This is a genomic window from Streptomyces chattanoogensis, assembly GCF_001294335.1.
Classification (GTDB): Bacteria; Actinomycetota; Actinomycetes; order Streptomycetales; family Streptomycetaceae; genus Streptomyces; species Streptomyces chattanoogensis.
In genome coordinates, this window is sequence record NZ_LGKG01000090.1 from 94,573 (window position 1) to 111,755 (window position 17,183).

The window sequence follows — 17,183 nt, forward strand, 5'->3', positions numbered from 1 at the left end:
ACGAACGCGAGAGACAAAGAATGCGAGACGCAACGCACGCAAGACCTAGAGGGAACGGGAAACACCCATGGAACTGGCCCAAGTCCGCCTGCTCGTAGCCGACTTCCGCACCTCGTACCGCTTCTACCGCGATGTCCTGGGCCTGAAGCCGCAGTTCGAGGCCGAGGACGGCCCGTATGCCAAGTTCCTCTGCGACAGCGGATCGGCGGGCATCGCCCTGCAGGAGCGGGCCGATATGGCCGAGGTGATCGGCGAGCTGGGGGCGGAGCCGGGCGGGTACCGGTCGCTGGTCGTGTTGCGGGTCGAGGACGTCGACGCGTACTGCGCCGAGATCACCGGGCGCGGCGCCGTCCTGGTCCACGGACCGGGCCCGATGACGGACCGGATGAGGGTCGCGCACCTGAAGGACCCCGAGGGCAACCTCCTCGAGCTTCAGGAGTGGCTGGTCCTGCGTTCCTCGTCCGCGGACTGACCCGCCGTCCCCACCAGCCCCAGCACCGGCCGCAACCCGTCCGGCCGCCGCTCGGCCGGCAGATGGTCCACCGGCAGATATGCGCAGCCCAGCGCCGTTGCGGCACCGTCGGCGGTGCGGTCGTCGCCCACCATCAGGACGTCGGACGGCGCCAGCCCCAGTGCATCGCAGGCGAGCGCGAAGATCTTCGGGTCCGGCTTCTGGACGCCGTGCTCGTAGGACAGGACGAAGCGGTCGATGTGGCGGTCGAGGCCGTGGGCCCGCAGCACCGGCCGCAGGTCCCAGCCGATGTTGCTCAGGACACCGATACGGATCCCGCGCCCGTGCAGCTGCGCCAGCACCTCGGCGGCGTCGGGGTAGGGGGTCCAGGCGTCCGCCGCCATGGAGCGTTCGTAGAGCGCGTCGTACAACTCGGGGATGGGGAGCGGTACTTGGCGGGCCAGGCCGGTGTAGAGAGCGCGGTGGTGGGCGGCGTCGCGGTCGCGGATCTCCCACATGTCCGCCAGCTCGCCGGGGAGCTCGGCGGGGGAGGAGCCGCCGGGCAGCGCGCCCGCCCGCTCCAGTGCGGCCGCGAGACGGCGGATCTCGGCGTCGTCCAGGTCGGTGCCGGATGCGTCCAGGGCGGCGCGCAGCCAGGACTCGGCGGACTCGATCCGCATCAGCGTTCCGGAGAAGTCGAAGAGCACACCCTTGATCGTCGTCATGACTGCCATCCTGACCGGTGTACGGCACCGGGCCAACACCGCGAGCCGGGCGGCGTACCCGCTCCGTGCCCGTGCCCCGGATACACCGCGGCCCCACCGGCCACCAGCGCCCCGCCCAGCAGCCGGCCCGCGACGACATCCGACGGCCAGTGCACGCCCGGCCGATCAGCGCCGTCAGCGCATGCTGCAGCGCCGTACCGGCGAGCGCGGTGGCCGCCACCCGGATGCAGTCGGTTGATGGGGGCCATGGGGTGATCCTCGCCGACGCGCGGAGTGAGGGCGAGGCGGCCGATGCACCTGATGCACCAATCGCCCAACGTGCCGAGTGACGGCGCTAGGTCAGCGCGCTCAGTCCGGGAATGAAGGTCACCAGCAGCGGTACGGCGGGGACCAGGGCGGCGAACGCCGTCATCCGCAGCCGGCGTCCGGGGGTGAAGCGGGGGGCGGGCGTCAGCAGCCGGTCCACCCGCTGCGGGACCTGTGCGAGCTGCGGCGGGCAGGGGCCGAACACCCCGCGGTCCTCGTTGAGTTCGACCAGCGCGAGGGCGATCGTCAGCCGGCCGAAACGGCGCGAGGCCGAGTCGTCGGCGGCCAGCTCGACCAGCCGGTGCACCTGGTCGCGGAAGGCGGCGAAGACCGGGACCTGCGGGAAGCCGGCGGCCAGTGCGCTCGCGCAGTACAGGAGGAGGTCGTGCCGGGCGCGTGCGTGTCCCTGCTCATGGGCGATCAGCGCGTCCAGCTGACGGCCCTTCAGCCTGCGCAACGCCGAGGTGGTGATGACCAGTTGGGGCGAGGACTGCTGCAACCGCCAGGCCTGCGGGCGGTCGCCCTCCAGGACCACCAGTCGCTGTCCGGACGGCTCTTCCCCGGGCAACAGCGGTGCGCGGCGCAGCAGATCGGCGCGGCGCCGCCGACGGCGGGCGCGGGCGGCTCGTACCTCGCGGGTCAGGGCCACGGCCGTCCAGGCGCCACCGCCCGCCAGGGAGACGGCCAGTGCCCCGGCCCACGGCCCGTACGCATTGAGGGCATACGCCTCGACGACCACCCGCGGTGCGAGCCCGAAGACCGGGCTGCGGACGCTCTCCCAGGCGGCGGCCGCACTCAGCGACATCGCGAGCCCGCAGCACAGCAGTACCCCGGCCACCACGCACTGCCACACCCACAGGGCGAGCACCGGCTCGCGGTCGGGCCAGTCGGAACGGGCCATCAGGCGCGGCGCCATCGCCGCGGCCAGCGCGCCGAGAACCATCAGCGCGAGGGGGACCATCATGGCGCCAGCCTATGAGTGGCGGCTACCAGTGGGTACGGTCGCGCGGTGTATGTGAGGTACGACACCCCTGGGAGAGGTGTGGGACGCGTACGTCCGCAAACCCGCCGCGGAACGTCCTTCGCAGGTCAGACGGTCGGCAGGACGGGACGTCGGCAGGACGGCACGTCGGCGTCAGGCGGTCGGCCGGTCAGACGGTCAGCAGCATGGCGAGCATGGCGATACCCATCGCCACCCGGCAGGCCGCCACCACCGCCGGCCGCCCATCGGCCCGCGGGCGATCGACCGCCGAGCCGTCGGCCACCACGGCCGGGGGCGCCAGACGTACTCCGGCGGCGAGGACGAAAACGGTGTAATACGCGAGCAACAGGCCGGTCAGCAACGGCACCCCGCCCGGCGTCGTATGGCTCATCGGACCGGTGTGACCCAGGTGGTGCGGCTGCACCACGCCGCCGGCCCGTTCACCGCCCACCGGGGGCAGCACCATCGCCAGCGCCATATACACCATGGCCAGCGCGCCGACGGCATGATGGATATGACGGCACACCAGCGCCCACAGCCCCATCGCCCCGAAGGCGGCGACGAACAGCCAGGGCGACCACGACGGCGGCGCCACGGCCGACGCGGGCAGCGCCATCACCGCCATCCCCGACGCCATCATCCCCTCGCCGCGCACCTCCACCCGCTGCGCGACCGGGCCCGTACGCGCCCTCGACAGGCAGTACACACCCGCCGCACCGCACAGCAGCACCAGCAGCCAGCCGACCAACGGCGATCCGTGCACGGCACCTCCCCCACACGCTCGACGCCAGGCTGCCCAGATCCGGCAGGGCGCATGGGAGCGCACCGGCGCAACGGGGGAGCACGGACGGCGGTAACGGCGGCGCAGTGCGCCGCCGACGGGAGCGGTCAGGGGCGATAGCGCAGCGGATGGTCCGCGGGCACCTCGGTCACCACGATCCGATGGCCGTCCGGATCCTGGAGCCACCTCGCGGCGACGCATCTGGCACCCCTTGGGCGTCACCTCGTGGGAGGCGTACTGCGCGGCGGAGTTCCGCATCAGCCGCGCCCGGCTCCCTCAGCAGTTCGCGCTGTAGCGGATGCACCCGGGCGGCGGAGCATGGCTGCTGTCCTGCTGGTGCTGCGCGAGCACCAACACCCCGCCGGCCAGGAGGGCCACCAGCAGATGTGTGATCACCGTCCAGCGGGCACGGAAGACTCCCGCGAGAACCGCCATGATGAGTACGGCAATCAGCACCACCCACACCCGCCCGATGTGGGCAACACCGGCCGCGTCGATCTGGTCTTGGTCGCCCTGCGCTGCCCATACCTCGAGGCCGAAACCCAGCATCCAGTCCAGCACAAGCCACGCGGTCTCCAGCAGGAACAGCGGGATCGCAAAGGCGAGGTCCACGCCCCAGCGTGTTCGGTGCGACCAGGGGCGCCAGCGATCCGGCGCCGGAGGGGTGTTCGTCATGGCCGCAGAGTGCCGAGCCTGGCAGCGGTGCGCATGAGTACGCGTACTCAGTGCGAGGTCATTTCGGCCGAAACGAAGTAATAAATCAGGCGAAACCGGCACTCGCGGGCACAGGGTGACGGCCCCGGTGGGGATGATCAGGCGGGCAGTGGGGTGGCCGGCGAGCGCAGTGAGTTCGGCGGCGTCATCGCCGAGCCGTCCCGTGAGGGGTCGTCCGGACCCCCGTCGCCCGGGTGTGGTGAACGAACGCGCACGCCGGCGCGTCGGTTCAGCCGTCGAGCCGGGCCGTCAGGCCGTCGAGGACCCGGTCGAGCCCGTACGAGAAGTGGTCGTCGCGGATCTGCTGCGGGTGCACTTCCCGCTGGGCGGAGTCTCCCTCCCGCAGCCGCGGGTGTTGCTGCGAGGCCTCGTCGAAGGTCGGCCGCAGCCCCGCCACCCACTCCTGCTCGGTCTTGCCGCTGCGGGCGATCAACGAGAGGTACGCGGCCTCGGAGGTCGCGATCCCGATGACGTATGCCGTGAGCGTCCCCACGGCCTGGTCCTTCTCGTTCGCGGGGAAGCCGGCCGCCTCGAACTGGGCGAGCATCCCCGATGACATCCGCAGGGCGTTCGGACCGATGTGGACGAGGCCGACCTGGCCGAGCTCGGGGGCGATCCAGGGGTGGCGCAGGGTCATCGCCCGCAGATCGGCGGCGATGCGGGTGACGGCCGCGCGCCACTGGGTCCGGTCGGCGGTGGCCGGCAGCTCGAGCTCGCCGTAGACGTCGTCCACGACCAGCTGGATCAGCTCATCCCTGTTGGCCACATGCCGGTAGAGGGATGTGGCCGCGGCGTTCAGGTGACTGCCGAGCTTGCGCATGCTGAGCGCCTCGATGCCCTCCAGATCCAGCAGTTCGATCGCCGCGGCCACGATCTGCTCGCGGGTCAGCTGCTCCCGCTGCGGGCGGCGCGGCCGGGTCCACACCGATGCGGTCGGCTTCTCGTCGGCTGGCATACGGGCCCTCATCCCCATCCCTGTGCGTCATCCCTGTGCGTCCCAGGGCTTCCCCATCGTAGCGCACGCTGTACGCATCTTGCGTACAGCGTTCTTCTCTGCGTACAGTGTGCGCATCGAGAGAACGCTGTACGCATCGGAGGGGGCAGGCATGTCGAAGAACGTGAGCTGGGATGAGCGAGGCAACTGGGATGCCACGGGCGCGTGGGGATCCCGGGATTCTGCGGGCCGGAAGCTGGACCTGGCCTACTGGCAGGCCCGCCTCGACGCACTGCGCGCCAAGCACCACGTCCCGGGCGCCTCTCTCGCGCTCCTCGTCGACGGGACCGTCCACGAACTGGCCAGCGGCGTGCTGCACCGGGGAACGGGTGTGGAGGTGACGACCGACTCGGTCTTTCAGATGGGCTCGATAGCCAAGGTCTACACCGCCACCCTGATCATGCAGCTCGCCGAATCAGGTGAACTGGACCTGGACGCACCGGTCGTGGACGTACTGCCGGAGTTCTCGGTCGCCGACCCCGAGGCGACCAGGGCGATCACCACACGCCGGTTGCTCAGCCACACCGGCGGTCTCACCTGCGACTTCACCCACGACAGCGGACGCGGCGACGACTGCCTCGCCAAGTACGTCGAGGCCGCGAAGGGAGTGGCGCTCGACTGCCCGCCCGGCACCGTGATCTCCTACAGCAGCGTCGGCTACAACGTGCTCGGCCGGATCATCGAGGTGGTGACCGGCAAGGTCTGGGACCAGGCACTGAAGGACCTGCTCCTGACCCCGCTCGGCCTTACGCACACCATGACGCTGCCCGAGGAGGCGCTGCGGTTCCGCACGGCGATGGGGCACCTGGGCGAGCCGGGCCAGATGCCGGACCCGGCACCGCAATGGGACATGATGCCGCGCTCGGCGGGCCCCTACGGCAGGGTCATCGCCACCGCCGGAGACCTCGCCCGGCTCGCACGGATGCACCTGGCCGGCGGCGTGGCCGAGGACGGCACGCGTGTGCTCTCGAAGGAGACGGTCGCGCTGATGCAGCGCCGGGTGGTGGACTGTCCCGACAAGTGGACGGTCAGCTCGGACGGCTGGGGCCTGGGCTGGACCCTCTACGACTGGAACGGCGTCCCGGGCTACGGCCACGACGGCGCCTCCATCGGGCAGTACGGCTACCTGCGCGTGGTGCCGTCGGCGGGCGTCGCGGTCGCGCTGCTCACCAACGGCGGTGGCGCACGGGAGGTGTACGCGGCGCTCTACCGCGAACTCCTCGCCGAACTCGCCGGGGTGACCATGCCGGAGCCCTTCGCCCCGCCCGCCCAGCCGCCCGCGGTCGACTTCGCACCGCTGGTCGGCACCTACCGGCGCGAGGGCGTGGTCATCACCGTGACCGAGCGGGACGGCGCGGGCCACGCGCGGTACGAATTCGTCGACGGTATGAAGGACTTCTCCGAACCCCTCCAGATCGATCTGCTGCCGGTGACGGAGACGGTCTTCGCCGGTACGGGAGTGGGCGCGGCGTTCAGCGAGGACTACACGCCCGTGGTCTTCTCCACGCTGCCCGACGGCACGGGCTGCGTCTACATCGGCATGCGCTGCGGCCCCAAGACCGCGTAGAGCCCGGCTGCGCCGGCCGGAGCGGGGGTGGCCTCCTCGGCTCCGGTCCACCGGCATCCGATGCGTCCTTCACGGGTGCGGGCTTGTCAGAGATGCCCAAGTGGCCTGGGCCCCGAGGCCCCGTGGGGCTGCGTTAGGTGTCAGGGCCGGTATCGGAGTGGATGGTCCGCGGGGATTTCCACGATGACAACCTTGTGCCCGTCCGGATCCGCCAGCCACATCTCGATCAGGCCCCACGGCTCCCGCACCGGCGGCCGCAGCACCTCCACGCCGCGCGCCACCAGCTCCTCGTGCGCCGCCGCCGCGTCCGCCACCTGGAGCCACAGCTGGAGCGTGCCCGTGGCCGGCTCCGCCGAGCGGCCGGAGACCTCCAGGAAGCCGCCGCCGAGGAAGTACACGGTGCCGCGGTCGGGCCCCGTACCGAACTCCCGGTAGATCTCCAGCCCCAGCGCCTCGCCGTAGAACGCCCTGGACCGCGCGGGATCGGACGGCCGCACCAGCACCCTGCTGCTCAGTACCTGCACCATGGGACGGACCTTAAGGGGAAGGACGAAGGACGAACGGCCCTGACACGGCGGCCGCGCCTCTTGTTAGCCTCGCACCATGCCGTCCACCAGCCAGATGCCCTCCACGGGCCAGTCGTCCGCCGGCCAGTCGTCCGCCAGTCACCCGTCCGCCGGGCAGTCGCCAGGCGGCCGGCTCCTCTTCCGTACCGCCGTCGACGCCGACATCCCCGGCCTCGTCGGGCTGATCGAATCGGCCTACCGCGGGGACGCGAGCCGGGCCGGCTGGACGACCGAGGCGGATCTGCTGGAGGGCCAGCGCACCGATCCCGACGGTGTCGCGGCCGTGGTGCGCAATGAGGACGGCCGGCTGCTGATAGCCGAGCAGGACGGCGAGCTGGTCGCCTGCTGCCAGCTCGAACACCGCGGTGACCACGCCTACTTCGGTATGTTCGCGGTCCGCCCGGCACTGCAGGGCGCCGGTCTCGGCAAGGTGATCATCAGCGAGGCGGAGCGCACCGCCCAGGCCACCTGGGGCGCCCGCGAGATGCGGATGACGGTGATCCGCCAGCGCGAGGAGCTGATCGCCTGGTACGAGCGCCGCGGCTACCGGCGCACCGGCGAGATGACCCCGTTCCCGTACGGCGACGAGCGGTTCGGCATCCCGCAGCGCGACGACCTGGAATTCGAGCTGCTGGTCAAGGCGCTCGGCTGAGCCGGGCCGGGCGGCAGCACGGACTACAGCCGCCCCGCCTCGACGATCCGGTCCAGGAAGCGGCGGGTGCGTTCCCGCTGAGGGCTGCCGAAGATCTGGTCGGAGGTGCCGCGCTCCAGTACCACCCCGCCGTCCAGGAAGCACACCTGGTCGGCCACCTCGCGGGCGAAGCCCATCTCGTGGGTGGCGATGACCATCGTCATCCCGTCCTCCTTGAGATCGCGGACGACGCCGAGCACCTCGCCGACCAGCTCCGGGTCGAGCGCCGCCGTGATCTCGTCCAGCAGGAGCAGCCGGGGCCGGCTCGCCAGCGCGCGGACGATCGCCACCCGCTGCTGCTGCCCGCCGCTGAGCCGGTCCGGGTACTCTCCGGCCCGCCCGCCGAGCCCCAGGCGCTCCAGCAGCTCATGGGCGCGCGCCTCGGCTTCCGCGCGGGGTACGCCGTGCACCCGGCGCGGCGCCAGCGTGATGTTGTCCAGCACGGTCATGTGCGGGAAGAGGTTGTACGCCTGGAAGACCACGCCGATCCGGCGGCGTACGGCATCCTCGTCCACCCGGGGATCGGTGATCTCCTCGCCGTCCAGGAAGATCGCGCCGTCGTCGATCTCCTCCAGCAGATTCGCACAGCGCAGAAGGGTGGACTTACCGGATCCCGAGGCGCCGATCAGCGCGGTCACGGTGTGCGGGGCGACCTCGAGATCCACGTCCCGCAGGACGACCGTGCCGCGGCCGTACGTCTTGCGTACGGACTCCAGCCGCAGCACCGGCCCCTCGCTGCCCGGCTGCGCTTCCTCGGTGGTGCTCATACCGTTCCTCCCTGGGCGCGCCGGCGGTCCATCCGGGCCGTGACCCAGTCCGTGAAGCGCGTCATCGGGATGGTCAGCGCGACGAACACCAGCCCGGCGACGACATACGGCGTGTAGTTGAAGTCCTTGCCCGCGATGATCTGTGCCGCGTAGACCGCGTCCACCGCGCCCGCGATGGAGACCAGACCGGTGTCCTTCTGCAGCGATACGAGGTCGTTGAGCAGCGGCGGCACCACGCGGCGGATGGCCTGCGGCAGCACGACGTAGCGCAGTGCCTGGCCGCTGGAGAGGCCCAGGGACCGGGCCGCGGCCCGCTGCGAGGGGTGGACGGACTCGATCCCGGCCCGGAAGACCTCGGCCACATACGCCGAATACGTCAGCACCAGCGCCGATCCGCCGAGGACCACCGGATCGGTGGTCACGCCCTGGAGCCGCAGCGCCGGGACCCCGAAGACCACCATCAGCAGGCAGATGATCAGCGGCAGTCCGCGGAAGAAGTCGGTGTAGGCCGTGGCCAGGGCGCGCAAGGGGAAGAACACGGGACCGCGCAGTGTCCGGGCGATCGCCAGCAACAGCCCGATCACCAGCACCGCCGCCCCGCACACCACCAGCAGCCGCAGATTCAGCAGCAGCCCCTCCAGCACCTTCGGCAGCGCCTTGCGTGCGTACTCGGCGCTGAAGAAGGTCTCCCGGGTGCGCGGCCAGCCGGGGGAGTTGGTGATGACGAGGAAGAGGACCACGCCGGTGACGAGGGTGCTCAGCGCGGCAACGGAGGCCGCCCGCCGGGCCCGCGTCCGCTTGAACCGCTCCCGGTCGATCCGCCGCTGCGACGGCACATAGGCGTCGGTGCCGGCGGGGTCAGTGTCCGCGGCGTCAGTGTCAGCGGTGTCGGTGTACGTCACTTGAGCACCGGCGCGGAGACGGCATCGGTCAGCCACTTCTTCTCCAGCGCGGCCAGGGTGCCGTCCTTGCGCAGCGCGTCCACCGCGGCCGTCACACATCCGGTGAGCCGGCTCTCCTTGTCCAGGACCAGCCCGAACTGCTCCTTCGCGCTGCCGCCGGTCCGGAACTGCCCGACGACCGTGGCGTCCTTGACCTCGGCCGAGGTGATGTAGAACGCGGTCGGCAGATCCACCACGACCGCGTCGACCTGCCCGTTCTTCAGCGCGGACTTGGCCAGGTCGTTCTTCTGGAAGACGGCGGGGGACTGGCTGGGATGGATGGTGTCGTTGATGACGTCGAGGCTGGTGGTACCGACCTGCGCGCCGAGCTTGGCGTCCTTGAGGTCGGCGACACTCTTCGCCTTCGCCGCCTTGGAGCCCTTGAGCGCGACGACCGCCTGCCGCACGTCGTAGTAACCGGAGGAGAAGGCCACCGCCTGCTTGCGCGAGGCGCTGATGGAGATCTGGTTGATGTCGAAGTCGAACTTCTTCTCACCAGGCGCGAAGGCGTTGTTGAAGGGCACCGTCTGCCACCGCACCTTGTCCTTGCCGTAGCCCAGCTGCTTGGCGACGGCATAGGCGACGGCCGACTCGAAGCCCTTGCCGTTGGCCGGGTCGTCGTCGGCGAACCAGGGTGCGTACGCGGGCTTGTCGGTGCCCACCGTGAGCGTGCCGGCGGCCACCGTGGCCAGCTTTCCGCGGTCACAGCTCTGCTTGCCCTGCCCGGAGGCGGAGCCACCGGGGGACGCATCCTGCGGGGCACAGCCGACGGCCGCGGCGAGCAGTACGACGGTGGCCCACGCGGTACGGCGGAAAGGGCGGTTGACGAGGCGCATGGCGGGAGACTGGCAGTGCGCAGGGCCGTCTGTCGAGATCACCCGGCGAAAAGTCCGCATGCTGGAAGGACGTTGCGCGCCTGTGAACTGCGGATTTCTCCAGGCGCGCCCCCTTGCGTCCCTACGTCCCGATGCCGGGCGGGCCGCCCTCCGCTCCGCCTCTCACGCCGTGAAGCGCACCGCCCGCCGGATCTCGGGCCGGTCGGTCACCACCCCGTCCAGACCCAGTCCGCGTGCGAGCCGGAGCTGATCGTGGGTGTTGACCGTCCAGCCCAGGACCTTCAGATGCGCGGCGTGCGCGCGCTCGACCAGCTCTAGGGTGAGCCGGCGGATGTTCAGCGAGAGCATGCTCGCGCCGACGACCTGGGCGCGGTCGACGACATCGGTGCCGTAGCGGCTGCCCACCAGGGCGGTCCGGACGCCCGGCAGCAGTGTGCGGATCGCGGCCAGCGCCTCGTCGTGGAAGGAGATCACATCGATCCGGCCGGTCAGATCGCGCGCACGCATCACCTCCGCCAGCGCCTGCGCGGCCGCCACATCCTTGATCTCGGCCTGCAGCGGTGCCTTGACCGCCTCCACGACCTCCTCGAACACCGGGATCCGCTCGCCCCGCCCGGCATCCAGCTCCCGCAGTTCGGCCAGCGTGCGCTCGGCGATCGGGCCGGTGCCGTCGGTCGTCCGGTCCACGTCCGCGTCGTGCATCACCACGAGCGCGCCGTCCTTGCTCAGATGCAGATCGAGTTCGATCACATCGAGGCCCTCGCGCTCGGCGCGCACGAAGGAGCGCAGGGTGTTCTCCGGCTCCACGCCCATGACCCCGCGGTGTCCGATGGTGAGAAAGGACAAGGCTGCCTCGCTTCTGTCGGCTTGTTCGCTTCTGTCGGCTCGTGACTCTGTCGGCTCGTGAATCTTTAGGCTCGTGAATCTGGCGGCTTTTGAGGTGTTGGCTGGAAAGTGCCGTTTGAAGGTATCGGCCGAAATGTGTCGACCATCGACAAACTGCTGCCCGAAATGGCCCACAGCCTAATCCGTTCTGCCCCATACCGCTGCAGGGACAACTGCTCCCTAGGCCGTACGAGTGCCCCGCCCCCTCGGCCGCCACGCACCGCGGGGAACCTTTCCGCCCGGCCAGGGCCTCTGAAGGAGTACGGCGCAGGACGGCGTGCGGCGTACCGCGTCGGGCGTGGAGACCACGATGAGCAGAAGGGCACACGATGCACCACGGCCACAGCCACGGCCAAGGCCACGGCCCCGGCCGGGACGAGGCGTTCAGCGCCTTCATGGCGTCTCGCTACCCTTCCCTGCTGCGCACGGCCACGCTGCTGACGGGCACCGCCACCGGGGCCGAGGACCTGGCGCAGGAGGCGCTGCTGCGCACCTACCGGGCGTGGCGGCGGATCGGCCGGATCGAGGCGGCCGAGGCCTATACGCGGACGACGATGGCGCGGCTGCTGGCCAAGGACCGGCGGCGGCGCTGGAGCCAGGAGCTCCCGGCGGAGCAGCTGCCGGAGGTGCCGGGCCCCGGCCATGACGAGTGGGTGGCGACCGCCGTGTCCGTACGGGCCGTGCTGCGCCAACTCCCGCCCGCCCAGCGGGCCGTACTGGTGCTGCGCTACTACCACCAGCTGACCGAACGGGGGATCGCCGAGGCGCTGGGCTGCTCGGTCGGCACGGTCAAGAGCCGGGCGGCCCGTGCGCTGTCCGCGTTACGTGACGCGGGTTTCCTCACAGCGGTAACGGATCGGGAGAAAGGCGCGGGCGATGAGTGACGACGGAGAGCGCGTGCTCGTGGCCGAGCGGGTGCGGCAGCTGCTCGCGGAGGCGGCCGAGCCGGACGTCCGGGTCCGGTGTCCCGGGCCGGAGTTCACCGAGCAGGCCCGCCGGGGGCTGGTACGGCGGCGGGCGGCGCTGGCCGCGGGGGTGGCGGCGGCCGTCGCCGCGGGAGCGGTCGCGGTGCCGTTCGCCGTCGGCCGTAAGGAACAGCACAGCGACCGGGTGGTGGCGGCCGCCCCCGCACAGTGCGTACGGTCCGCCGCGCGGGAGATCGCGGCATGGCGGGCGCGCGGGTTCCAGCCGGTGAGCGGGACGCTGCGGCCCGGAGCGATCGACCTGAGCGACGGGATGACGGAAGGTTCCGGCTTCCGCTTCGAGGTCGACGGGACGCTGGCGCGCGGGCCGGTCTCCTCCCGGAGGCCGGTCACGGTCTGGTATCCGGTGGCCGAGGCACAGCTTCCCCCGCCCGGCAGATACGTCCTGCTGCTGAATCCGGGAGACCGCCCCAGCACGACCGGCGAGCGGCTGTACGACTTCACACCGGACCAGGTCCTCCCGATCGGCGGCGACGGGAAGGTGCGGCTGGACTGCGGGCGGGACGGCCAACGAGCCGTGGAGGTAAGGCAGTTGAGGTCGGACGTCGCCACCCCGTAGCGGTGCGGCGCCGTGACGCGCCGGAGCCTGCTCACTCCTGCGGGGGCGGGACGTCACACGTCCCACGTCCGGCCTCCCCGAGCCCGTCCAGGTCCTCCAGCATCGCCTCGGCCAGCTCCAGCTCGGCCAGCTGCCGGCGCTCGCTCCAGCTCAGTGCGACCCGCGGGAACGCCCACTCCTCGGCCCGCTCGGCCTGCTCGGCGCGCAGCCGGGCGTCCCGGATCTCCTCGAGTTCGCCGCGGGTCCGCTCGATGTGCTGCTCCACCAGGGTGCGCAGGGTGCCGGGGGCGGCGAGATGGCCCAGCCAGACCCGCAGCACCAGGGGGTGCTTGAGGACAGGGGTGCCGGGGTCGCCGGCGCCGTCGGCCCATGCGGCGAGCGCGTCCCGCCCGGCCTCGGTGATCGTGTAGCGGCGGGTGGCCCGCGGCTCCTCCGGGCCCGAACGCCGCGAGGTGGCGAACCCCAGCGACTCCAGCCGCCGCAGCTCCGCGTAGATCTGGCTGATGGCCGGCGACCAGTAGAAGAACCGCAGCGAGGAGTCCGCCCACTTCTTCAGCTCGTAGCCGGTGCGCCCGCCGCGGAAGGAGAGCAGCCCGAGCACCGCCCACCCGGTGGGCGGAAGCCCGGCGGCGTCGCCCCGCGGCATCTCCCGCCCCTGCCCTGTCTCTCGCCCCTGCCGTATCTCTTGCCCCTGCCCTGCCTCTTGCTTGTTGTGAATCTGACGGCTAGTCATATGACTGATTAAAATAAGGAGTTCGCTGGAACGCAACCCGGGAGGCGTCATGAAGTTCTCGGTCATCTTCGAGGCCCAGCTCGCCGATCCGACCGTCGAGCGCGAGCACCAGCTCTTCCGCGACAGCGTGGAACAGGCCGTGCTGGCCGAGCGGATGGGATTCGACCGGATCTGGGCCGTCGAACACCACTCCCTGAAGTGGTACGCGCATATGAGCGCCCCCGAAATCTTCCTGACCTGGGTCGCGGCACGGACCAGCACCCTCCGCATCGGCCACGGCGTCGTCTGCATGCCGTTCGCCTTCAATCACCCCGCGCGGGTCGCCGAGCGCGCCGCCACCCTCGATCTGCTCTCCGGCGGCCGGCTCGACCTCGGCGCCGGGCGCGGCGGCACCGAGCAGGAGACCTCGCTGTGCGGCGTCGACCGGGACCGTACGGCCCGGGAGGTGCAGGAGGCGCTGCGCATCATCGGCAGGGCCTGGCAGGACGAGGAGCTCGAGTACCACGGCGAGTTGATCGACATCCCGCCGCACCCGATCCTGCCCCGCCCGCACCAGCGGCCGCACCCGCCGCTCTTCCTCGCGTGCAGCCGTACGGACACGCTGCGGCAGGCCGCCGAGATGGGCCTCGGCGCCCTGGTGATGGGCTTCGCGGGGCCCGACGCGATCGCCGCGATGCGCGGCGCGTACGACACGGCCCGCGCGGCCCGCACCGGCGACCGGCTGGTCTCCACGGTGGTCAACGATCACTTCGCCGTGCTGTGCCCGACGATCGTGCTCGACGACCGTGACCGCGCCCGTGCCGTGGGACTGCGCGGCCAGCGGTTCTTCGCCCAGTCGATCGGCTACTGGTACGGCGGCGCCGGACTGCCGGACGAGGCCGTCGTGGCGGGCGTGTCGGCCGCGGAGGCCGAGGCCGAGCTGCGGCGGGCCGGCGAGCAGGTCGCCGCCCGCCTCGACGAGCAGCGCATCCCCGTCCGCCCCACCTCCACCGCCACTTTCCACGCCGACCACGCCTACGGCACCGCCGGGGACGCGATCGCCTATGTGGAGCGGCTGCGGGCGGCCGGCGCCGACGAGGTCATGTGTCTGATCCAGATGGGCACCGTGCCGCAGGAGGTCTGCATGGAAACCATCCGCCAGTGGGGTGAAAAGGTTATTCCATGCTTTATTGGCGTATAGGGGAAGGGAACGGGTGGCCTGGGAGGGTGGTGTGGCATATGCCATGCCGCCCTCGATGTTTCGCGGCCCGAACCCGATTCCGTCACCGGAGGAATGGCGGATTCCCTTGCCAGGACGGGCGGAACGTCTCACTCCTCCCGCCCTTCACAGGAAAAATGAGCGTCCAGGGCGGGTTTTCGCAGAAAAATTTTCACCGCCTCCCCTTGAGTCGACGATCCTTCGCTGGTTACCGTGTGCTGACAAGACGATCTACCGCCGGAGGGCAGTCATGACGGAAATTCTTTCGCCTGTGGGTGTCCCGGAGGGCACCGCGACCGCAGAGCGTGTGGTCGAGCACCCGGCGTGGCCCGTCCTCAAGGACGCCGTCGAGACCATCCGTCCATGGCAGTCCAAGGACGGCTCGATCGACCTGGAGGCCGAGGGCGCACCGTCCGCCGGCACCGTCCGCGCCGAGGTCGAGCGCGTGATAGCGGCCGTCGCGGAGCTCGCCCCGCTGCTCCCGCACGACGCCGCCTACCACCAGGCGGTCACCGCCGATCTGCGCCGCTGGGCCGACGACGGCTTCGGTGTGCCCGACTTCCTCGACTCGCTGCTCGCCTTCCAGCCCGCCCGGCAGCGCGCCGACGGCCTCCAGCACCTCGTCCTGTTCCCGATGTACACCCAGAACGGCAACCCGGACCGTAACTTCGAGGCCGTCGTGCTGCGCATGGTCTGGCCCGACTGGCTCGCCGAGCTGGAGCGCACCCGTTACGACAACGCCCTCTTCTGCGGTATCACCTTCGAGGACTTCACCGCCGGTTACGACACCAACTCCGCCGTCCTCTTCCCCGAGACCATCGCGGTCCGCGAGGCCCCCGAGCGCTTCACCTGGGGCGGCATCTTCTGCGACCGCGAGGCCGCCCGCTTCCGCCGGGTCACCGCCGCCGCCGTCGAGACCCTCGGCCTCGAAGTGCCCGAGGACATCCGCGAGATGCTCGCCGACCAGCAGCGCTGCCAGGAGGCGTTCGTCCTGTGGGACATGGTGCACGACCGCACCCACAGCCACGGTGACCTGCCGTTCGACCCCTTCATGATCAAGCAGCGGCAGCCGTTCTGGATGTACGGCCTCGAGGAGCTGCGCTGCGACCTCACCGCCTTCAAGGAGGCCGTGAAGCTGGAGTCCGAGGGCTACCGCCAGGCGCGTGATGTGCAGTTCGCGGTGATCTTCGACCGGATGTTCCGGTTCCCCGTCACCGGCGACCGGGTGCGCAATTATGACGGCCTCGGCGGCCAGCTGCTCTTCGCCTACCTGCACCAGCACGACGTCGTACGCTGGACGGACAACACACTCCACATCGACTGGGAGCGGGCGCCCAAGGTCACCAACGAGCTGTGCGGCGAGATCGAAAAGCTCTACCGCGACGGCATCGACCGGCCCAAGCTGGTCCACTGGTTCGCCGCGTACGACCTCGTCTCGACCTACCTCGCACCGCACCCCGGTTCGGTCTGGGCCAAGGGACCCGACGCCCTCGACCTCGACCAGCCGCCGCGCAAACTCGTGGACGACGTGCTGGCGGACGAGTTCCCCCTGAGCATGTTCTACGAGGCGCTCCGCAAGAAGCTGCGTACGGTGATCGCCTCCACCAAGGGCATCACGGCCGACAGCGACGCACTGGCGGCGGCGTGAAGACCGACCGCGACAACCGGCAGACGGCCGTCCAGGGGCAGGACGAGGAGGCGACGAAGATGGGTACTTCGACGGGTGGCCAGGGGCCGCTGGAGGGCGCGGTCATCGCGGTGGCGGGAGCGGCCGGACCGGCCGGCCGGGCCACGCTGCTGCGGCTGGCCGAGGCGGGCGCGGTGGTGGTCGGCTCCGACGCGGACCCCGAGCGCTTGGCGCAGGCCGTCGACGCGGCCCGCTACGCACACGGCGGCGCCACGGTGATAGGGGACACCGTCGATCTCCTCGACCCGGAGCAGACCCGCGAATGGGCGGACCGTACGGAGAAGGAATTCGGCCGGATCGACGGCCTGGTCCACCTCGTGGGCGGCTGGCGCGGCTCGTCGACCTTCCCGGAGACCAGCCTCACGGACTGGGATGTGCTGCACAAGCTGCTGATCCGCACCGTCCAGCACACCTCCCTCGCCTTCCACGACGCCCTCGAGCGCAGCGGCAACGGCCGTTTCGTGCTCATCAGCGCGGCCGGCGCCTCCAAGCCCACCGCGGGCAATGCCGCCTACGCCGCCTCCAAGGCCGCCGCGGAGGCCTGGACGCTCGCCATGGCCGACGGCTTCCGCAAGTCGGGGGGTGAGCAGGGACCGCGCGCCGCGGCTGCCATCCTGATCGTCAAGGCGCTCGTCAACGAGCAGATGCGCGCCGAGCGACCGAATGCCAAGTTCGCGGGCTTCACGGACGTCACGGAGCTGGCCGAGGCCATCGCCGGGATCTGGAGCCGGCCCGCCCAGGAAGTGAATGGACAGCGTCTGTGGCTGACCCCCAAGCCGTGACCCAGGCCGTGAGCCGAGCCGTGACCGAAGCCGTC

General features: G+C 71.0%; 19 protein-coding genes and 1 pseudogene. 8 read left to right on the plus strand and 12 right to left on the minus strand.

What is annotated here, in order from left to right; translation table 11 throughout:
• Nucleotides 1-67: 67 nt before the first annotated feature.
• Nucleotides 68-472, plus strand: coding sequence for a VOC family protein (locus ADL29_RS11505; protein WP_053923565.1), 405 nt, complete (start codon nucleotides 68-70; stop codon nucleotides 470-472).
• On the opposite strand, the gene ADL29_RS11510 is transcribed toward ADL29_RS11505, so the two are convergent.
• From ADL29_RS11510 to ADL29_RS11530, 6 genes and pseudogenes are all read right to left on the minus strand, one after another.
• Nucleotides 433-1,176: an HAD family hydrolase gene (locus ADL29_RS11510; protein ID WP_053923566.1), complete on the minus strand. Its 744-nt coding sequence runs from the start codon at nucleotides 1,174-1,176 to the stop codon at nucleotides 433-435. The genes ADL29_RS11505 and ADL29_RS11510 overlap by 40 nt on opposite strands.
• 334 nt (nucleotides 1,177-1,510) lie before the next feature.
• The gene (locus tag ADL29_RS11515; protein WP_053923567.1) at nucleotides 1,511-2,446 is read right to left on the minus strand and encodes a M56 family metallopeptidase; all 936 of its coding nucleotides are present in this window, start codon (nucleotides 2,444-2,446) and stop codon (nucleotides 1,511-1,513) included.
• 187 nt (nucleotides 2,447-2,633) lie between these two features.
• Nucleotides 2,634-3,227 carry a DUF5134 domain-containing protein gene (locus ADL29_RS11520; RefSeq protein WP_053923568.1) on the minus strand — a complete coding sequence of 198 codons (594 nt, stop codon included), beginning with the start codon at nucleotides 3,225-3,227 and terminating at the stop codon, nucleotides 2,634-2,636.
• Between the two features lie 125 nt (nucleotides 3,228-3,352).
• Nucleotides 3,353-3,430: pseudogene (locus ADL29_RS45100) on the minus strand (VOC family protein); the annotation flags it as partial.
• 91 nt (nucleotides 3,431-3,521) lie between these two features.
• Entirely contained in the window at nucleotides 3,522-3,920 is a 399-nt protein-coding gene (locus ADL29_RS11525; RefSeq protein ID WP_245689334.1) for a DUF6234 family protein, read from the minus strand.
• Between the two features lie 268 nt (nucleotides 3,921-4,188).
• On the minus strand, nucleotides 4,189-4,914 hold the full coding sequence (locus ADL29_RS11530) for a TetR/AcrR family transcriptional regulator (protein WP_053923570.1): 726 nt from the start codon (nucleotides 4,912-4,914) through the stop codon (nucleotides 4,189-4,191).
• A 151-nt stretch (nucleotides 4,915-5,065) separates the two neighbouring features.
• On the opposite strand from ADL29_RS11530, the gene ADL29_RS11535 reads away from it, so the two are divergent.
• The gene (locus ADL29_RS11535) at nucleotides 5,066-6,520 is read left to right on the plus strand and encodes a serine hydrolase domain-containing protein (RefSeq protein ID WP_053923571.1); all 1,455 of its coding nucleotides are present in this window, start codon (nucleotides 5,066-5,068) and stop codon (nucleotides 6,518-6,520) included.
• A 140-nt stretch (nucleotides 6,521-6,660) separates the two neighbouring features.
• Here ADL29_RS11535 and ADL29_RS11540 read toward each other — a convergent pair whose 3' ends face one another.
• Nucleotides 6,661-7,047: a VOC family protein gene (locus tag ADL29_RS11540; RefSeq protein ID WP_053923572.1), complete on the minus strand. Its 387-nt coding sequence runs from the start codon at nucleotides 7,045-7,047 to the stop codon at nucleotides 6,661-6,663.
• 76 nt (nucleotides 7,048-7,123) lie between these two features.
• Here ADL29_RS11540 and ADL29_RS11545 point away from each other — a divergent pair, with 76 nt between their 5' ends.
• Nucleotides 7,124-7,738, plus strand: a complete 615-nt coding sequence (locus ADL29_RS11545; RefSeq protein WP_245689335.1) for a GNAT family N-acetyltransferase — start codon at nucleotides 7,124-7,126, stop codon at nucleotides 7,736-7,738.
• A gap of 23 nt (nucleotides 7,739-7,761) precedes the next feature.
• Here ADL29_RS11545 and ADL29_RS11550 read toward each other — a convergent pair whose 3' ends face one another.
• From ADL29_RS11550 to ADL29_RS11565, 4 genes are all read right to left on the minus strand, one after another.
• Nucleotides 7,762-8,544, minus strand: a complete 783-nt coding sequence (locus ADL29_RS11550; RefSeq protein WP_053923573.1) for an amino acid ABC transporter ATP-binding protein — start codon at nucleotides 8,542-8,544, stop codon at nucleotides 7,762-7,764.
• Nucleotides 8,541-9,446, minus strand: a complete 906-nt coding sequence (locus tag ADL29_RS11555; protein WP_053923574.1) for an amino acid ABC transporter permease — start codon at nucleotides 9,444-9,446, stop codon at nucleotides 8,541-8,543. Before ADL29_RS11555 ends, ADL29_RS11550 begins: the two co-directional genes overlap by 4 nt.
• Nucleotides 9,443-10,321, minus strand: a complete 879-nt coding sequence (locus ADL29_RS11560) for an ABC transporter substrate-binding protein (RefSeq protein WP_053923575.1) — start codon at nucleotides 10,319-10,321, stop codon at nucleotides 9,443-9,445. Before ADL29_RS11560 ends, ADL29_RS11555 begins: the two co-directional genes overlap by 4 nt.
• Nucleotides 10,322-10,483: 162 nt before the next feature.
• On the minus strand, nucleotides 10,484-11,167 hold the full coding sequence (locus tag ADL29_RS11565) for a glycerophosphodiester phosphodiesterase (protein ID WP_053923576.1): 684 nt from the start codon (nucleotides 11,165-11,167) through the stop codon (nucleotides 10,484-10,486).
• 368 nt (nucleotides 11,168-11,535) lie between these two features.
• Between ADL29_RS11565 and ADL29_RS11570 the strand changes: the two genes are divergently transcribed.
• Nucleotides 11,536-12,090, plus strand: a complete 555-nt coding sequence (locus ADL29_RS11570) for a SigE family RNA polymerase sigma factor (protein WP_063788446.1) — start codon at nucleotides 11,536-11,538, stop codon at nucleotides 12,088-12,090.
• Entirely contained in the window at nucleotides 12,083-12,748 is a 666-nt protein-coding gene (locus ADL29_RS11575; protein WP_157878459.1) for a hypothetical protein, read from the plus strand. Before ADL29_RS11570 ends, ADL29_RS11575 begins: the two co-directional genes overlap by 8 nt.
• A gap of 31 nt (nucleotides 12,749-12,779) precedes the next feature.
• On the opposite strand, the gene ADL29_RS11580 is transcribed toward ADL29_RS11575, so the two are convergent.
• Nucleotides 12,780-13,394, minus strand: coding sequence for a PadR family transcriptional regulator (locus ADL29_RS11580; RefSeq protein WP_053923578.1), 615 nt, complete (start codon nucleotides 13,392-13,394; stop codon nucleotides 12,780-12,782).
• A gap of 136 nt (nucleotides 13,395-13,530) precedes the next feature.
• Here ADL29_RS11580 and ADL29_RS11585 point away from each other — a divergent pair, with 136 nt between their 5' ends.
• From ADL29_RS11585 to ADL29_RS11595, 3 genes are all read left to right on the plus strand, one after another.
• Entirely contained in the window at nucleotides 13,531-14,661 is a 1,131-nt protein-coding gene (locus ADL29_RS11585) for an LLM class flavin-dependent oxidoreductase (protein ID WP_053923579.1), read from the plus strand.
• Between the two features lie 268 nt (nucleotides 14,662-14,929).
• Complete coding sequence (locus tag ADL29_RS11590) at nucleotides 14,930-16,327, plus strand: DUF6421 family protein (protein ID WP_046929142.1); 1,398 nt, start codon at nucleotides 14,930-14,932, stop codon at nucleotides 16,325-16,327.
• 59 nt (nucleotides 16,328-16,386) lie between these two features.
• The gene (locus ADL29_RS11595) at nucleotides 16,387-17,148 is read left to right on the plus strand and encodes an SDR family NAD(P)-dependent oxidoreductase (protein WP_211274296.1); all 762 of its coding nucleotides are present in this window, start codon (nucleotides 16,387-16,389) and stop codon (nucleotides 17,146-17,148) included.
• The last annotated feature ends 35 nt before the right edge of the window (nucleotides 17,149-17,183 follow it).

Coding starts and splice junctions, on each gene's coding strand:
- ADL29_RS11540 (WP_053923572.1), bottom strand. CDS start 7,047: ATGGTGCAGGTACTGAGCAGCAGGGTGCTGGTGCGGCCGTCCGATCCC.
- ADL29_RS11590 (WP_046929142.1), top strand. CDS start 14,930: ATGACGGAAATTCTTTCGCCTGTGGGTGTCCCGGAGGGCACCGCGACC.
- ADL29_RS11515 (WP_053923567.1), bottom strand. CDS start 2,446: ATGATGGTCCCCCTCGCGCTGATGGTTCTCGGCGCGCTGGCCGCGGCG.
- ADL29_RS11525 (WP_245689334.1), bottom strand. CDS start 3,920: ATGACGAACACCCCTCCGGCGCCGGATCGCTGGCGCCCCTGGTCGCAC.
- ADL29_RS11510 (WP_053923566.1), bottom strand. CDS start 1,176: ATGACGACGATCAAGGGTGTGCTCTTCGACTTCTCCGGAACGCTGATG.
- ADL29_RS11575 (WP_157878459.1), top strand. CDS start 12,083: ATGAGTGACGACGGAGAGCGCGTGCTCGTGGCCGAGCGGGTGCGGCAG.
- ADL29_RS11550 (WP_053923573.1), bottom strand. CDS start 8,544: ATGAGCACCACCGAGGAAGCGCAGCCGGGCAGCGAGGGGCCGGTGCTG.
- ADL29_RS11570 (WP_063788446.1), top strand. CDS start 11,536: ATGCACCACGGCCACAGCCACGGCCAAGGCCACGGCCCCGGCCGGGAC.
- ADL29_RS11530 (WP_053923570.1), bottom strand. CDS start 4,914: ATGCCAGCCGACGAGAAGCCGACCGCATCGGTGTGGACCCGGCCGCGC.
- ADL29_RS11580 (WP_053923578.1), bottom strand. CDS start 13,394: ATGCCGCGGGGCGACGCCGCCGGGCTTCCGCCCACCGGGTGGGCGGTG.
- ADL29_RS11595 (WP_211274296.1), top strand. CDS start 16,387: ATGGGTACTTCGACGGGTGGCCAGGGGCCGCTGGAGGGCGCGGTCATC.
- ADL29_RS11535 (WP_053923571.1), top strand. CDS start 5,066: ATGTCGAAGAACGTGAGCTGGGATGAGCGAGGCAACTGGGATGCCACG.
- ADL29_RS11505 (WP_053923565.1), top strand. CDS start 68: ATGGAACTGGCCCAAGTCCGCCTGCTCGTAGCCGACTTCCGCACCTCG.
- ADL29_RS11545 (WP_245689335.1), top strand. CDS start 7,124: ATGCCGTCCACCAGCCAGATGCCCTCCACGGGCCAGTCGTCCGCCGGC.
- ADL29_RS11560 (WP_053923575.1), bottom strand. CDS start 10,321: ATGCGCCTCGTCAACCGCCCTTTCCGCCGTACCGCGTGGGCCACCGTC.
- ADL29_RS11585 (WP_053923579.1), top strand. CDS start 13,531: ATGAAGTTCTCGGTCATCTTCGAGGCCCAGCTCGCCGATCCGACCGTC.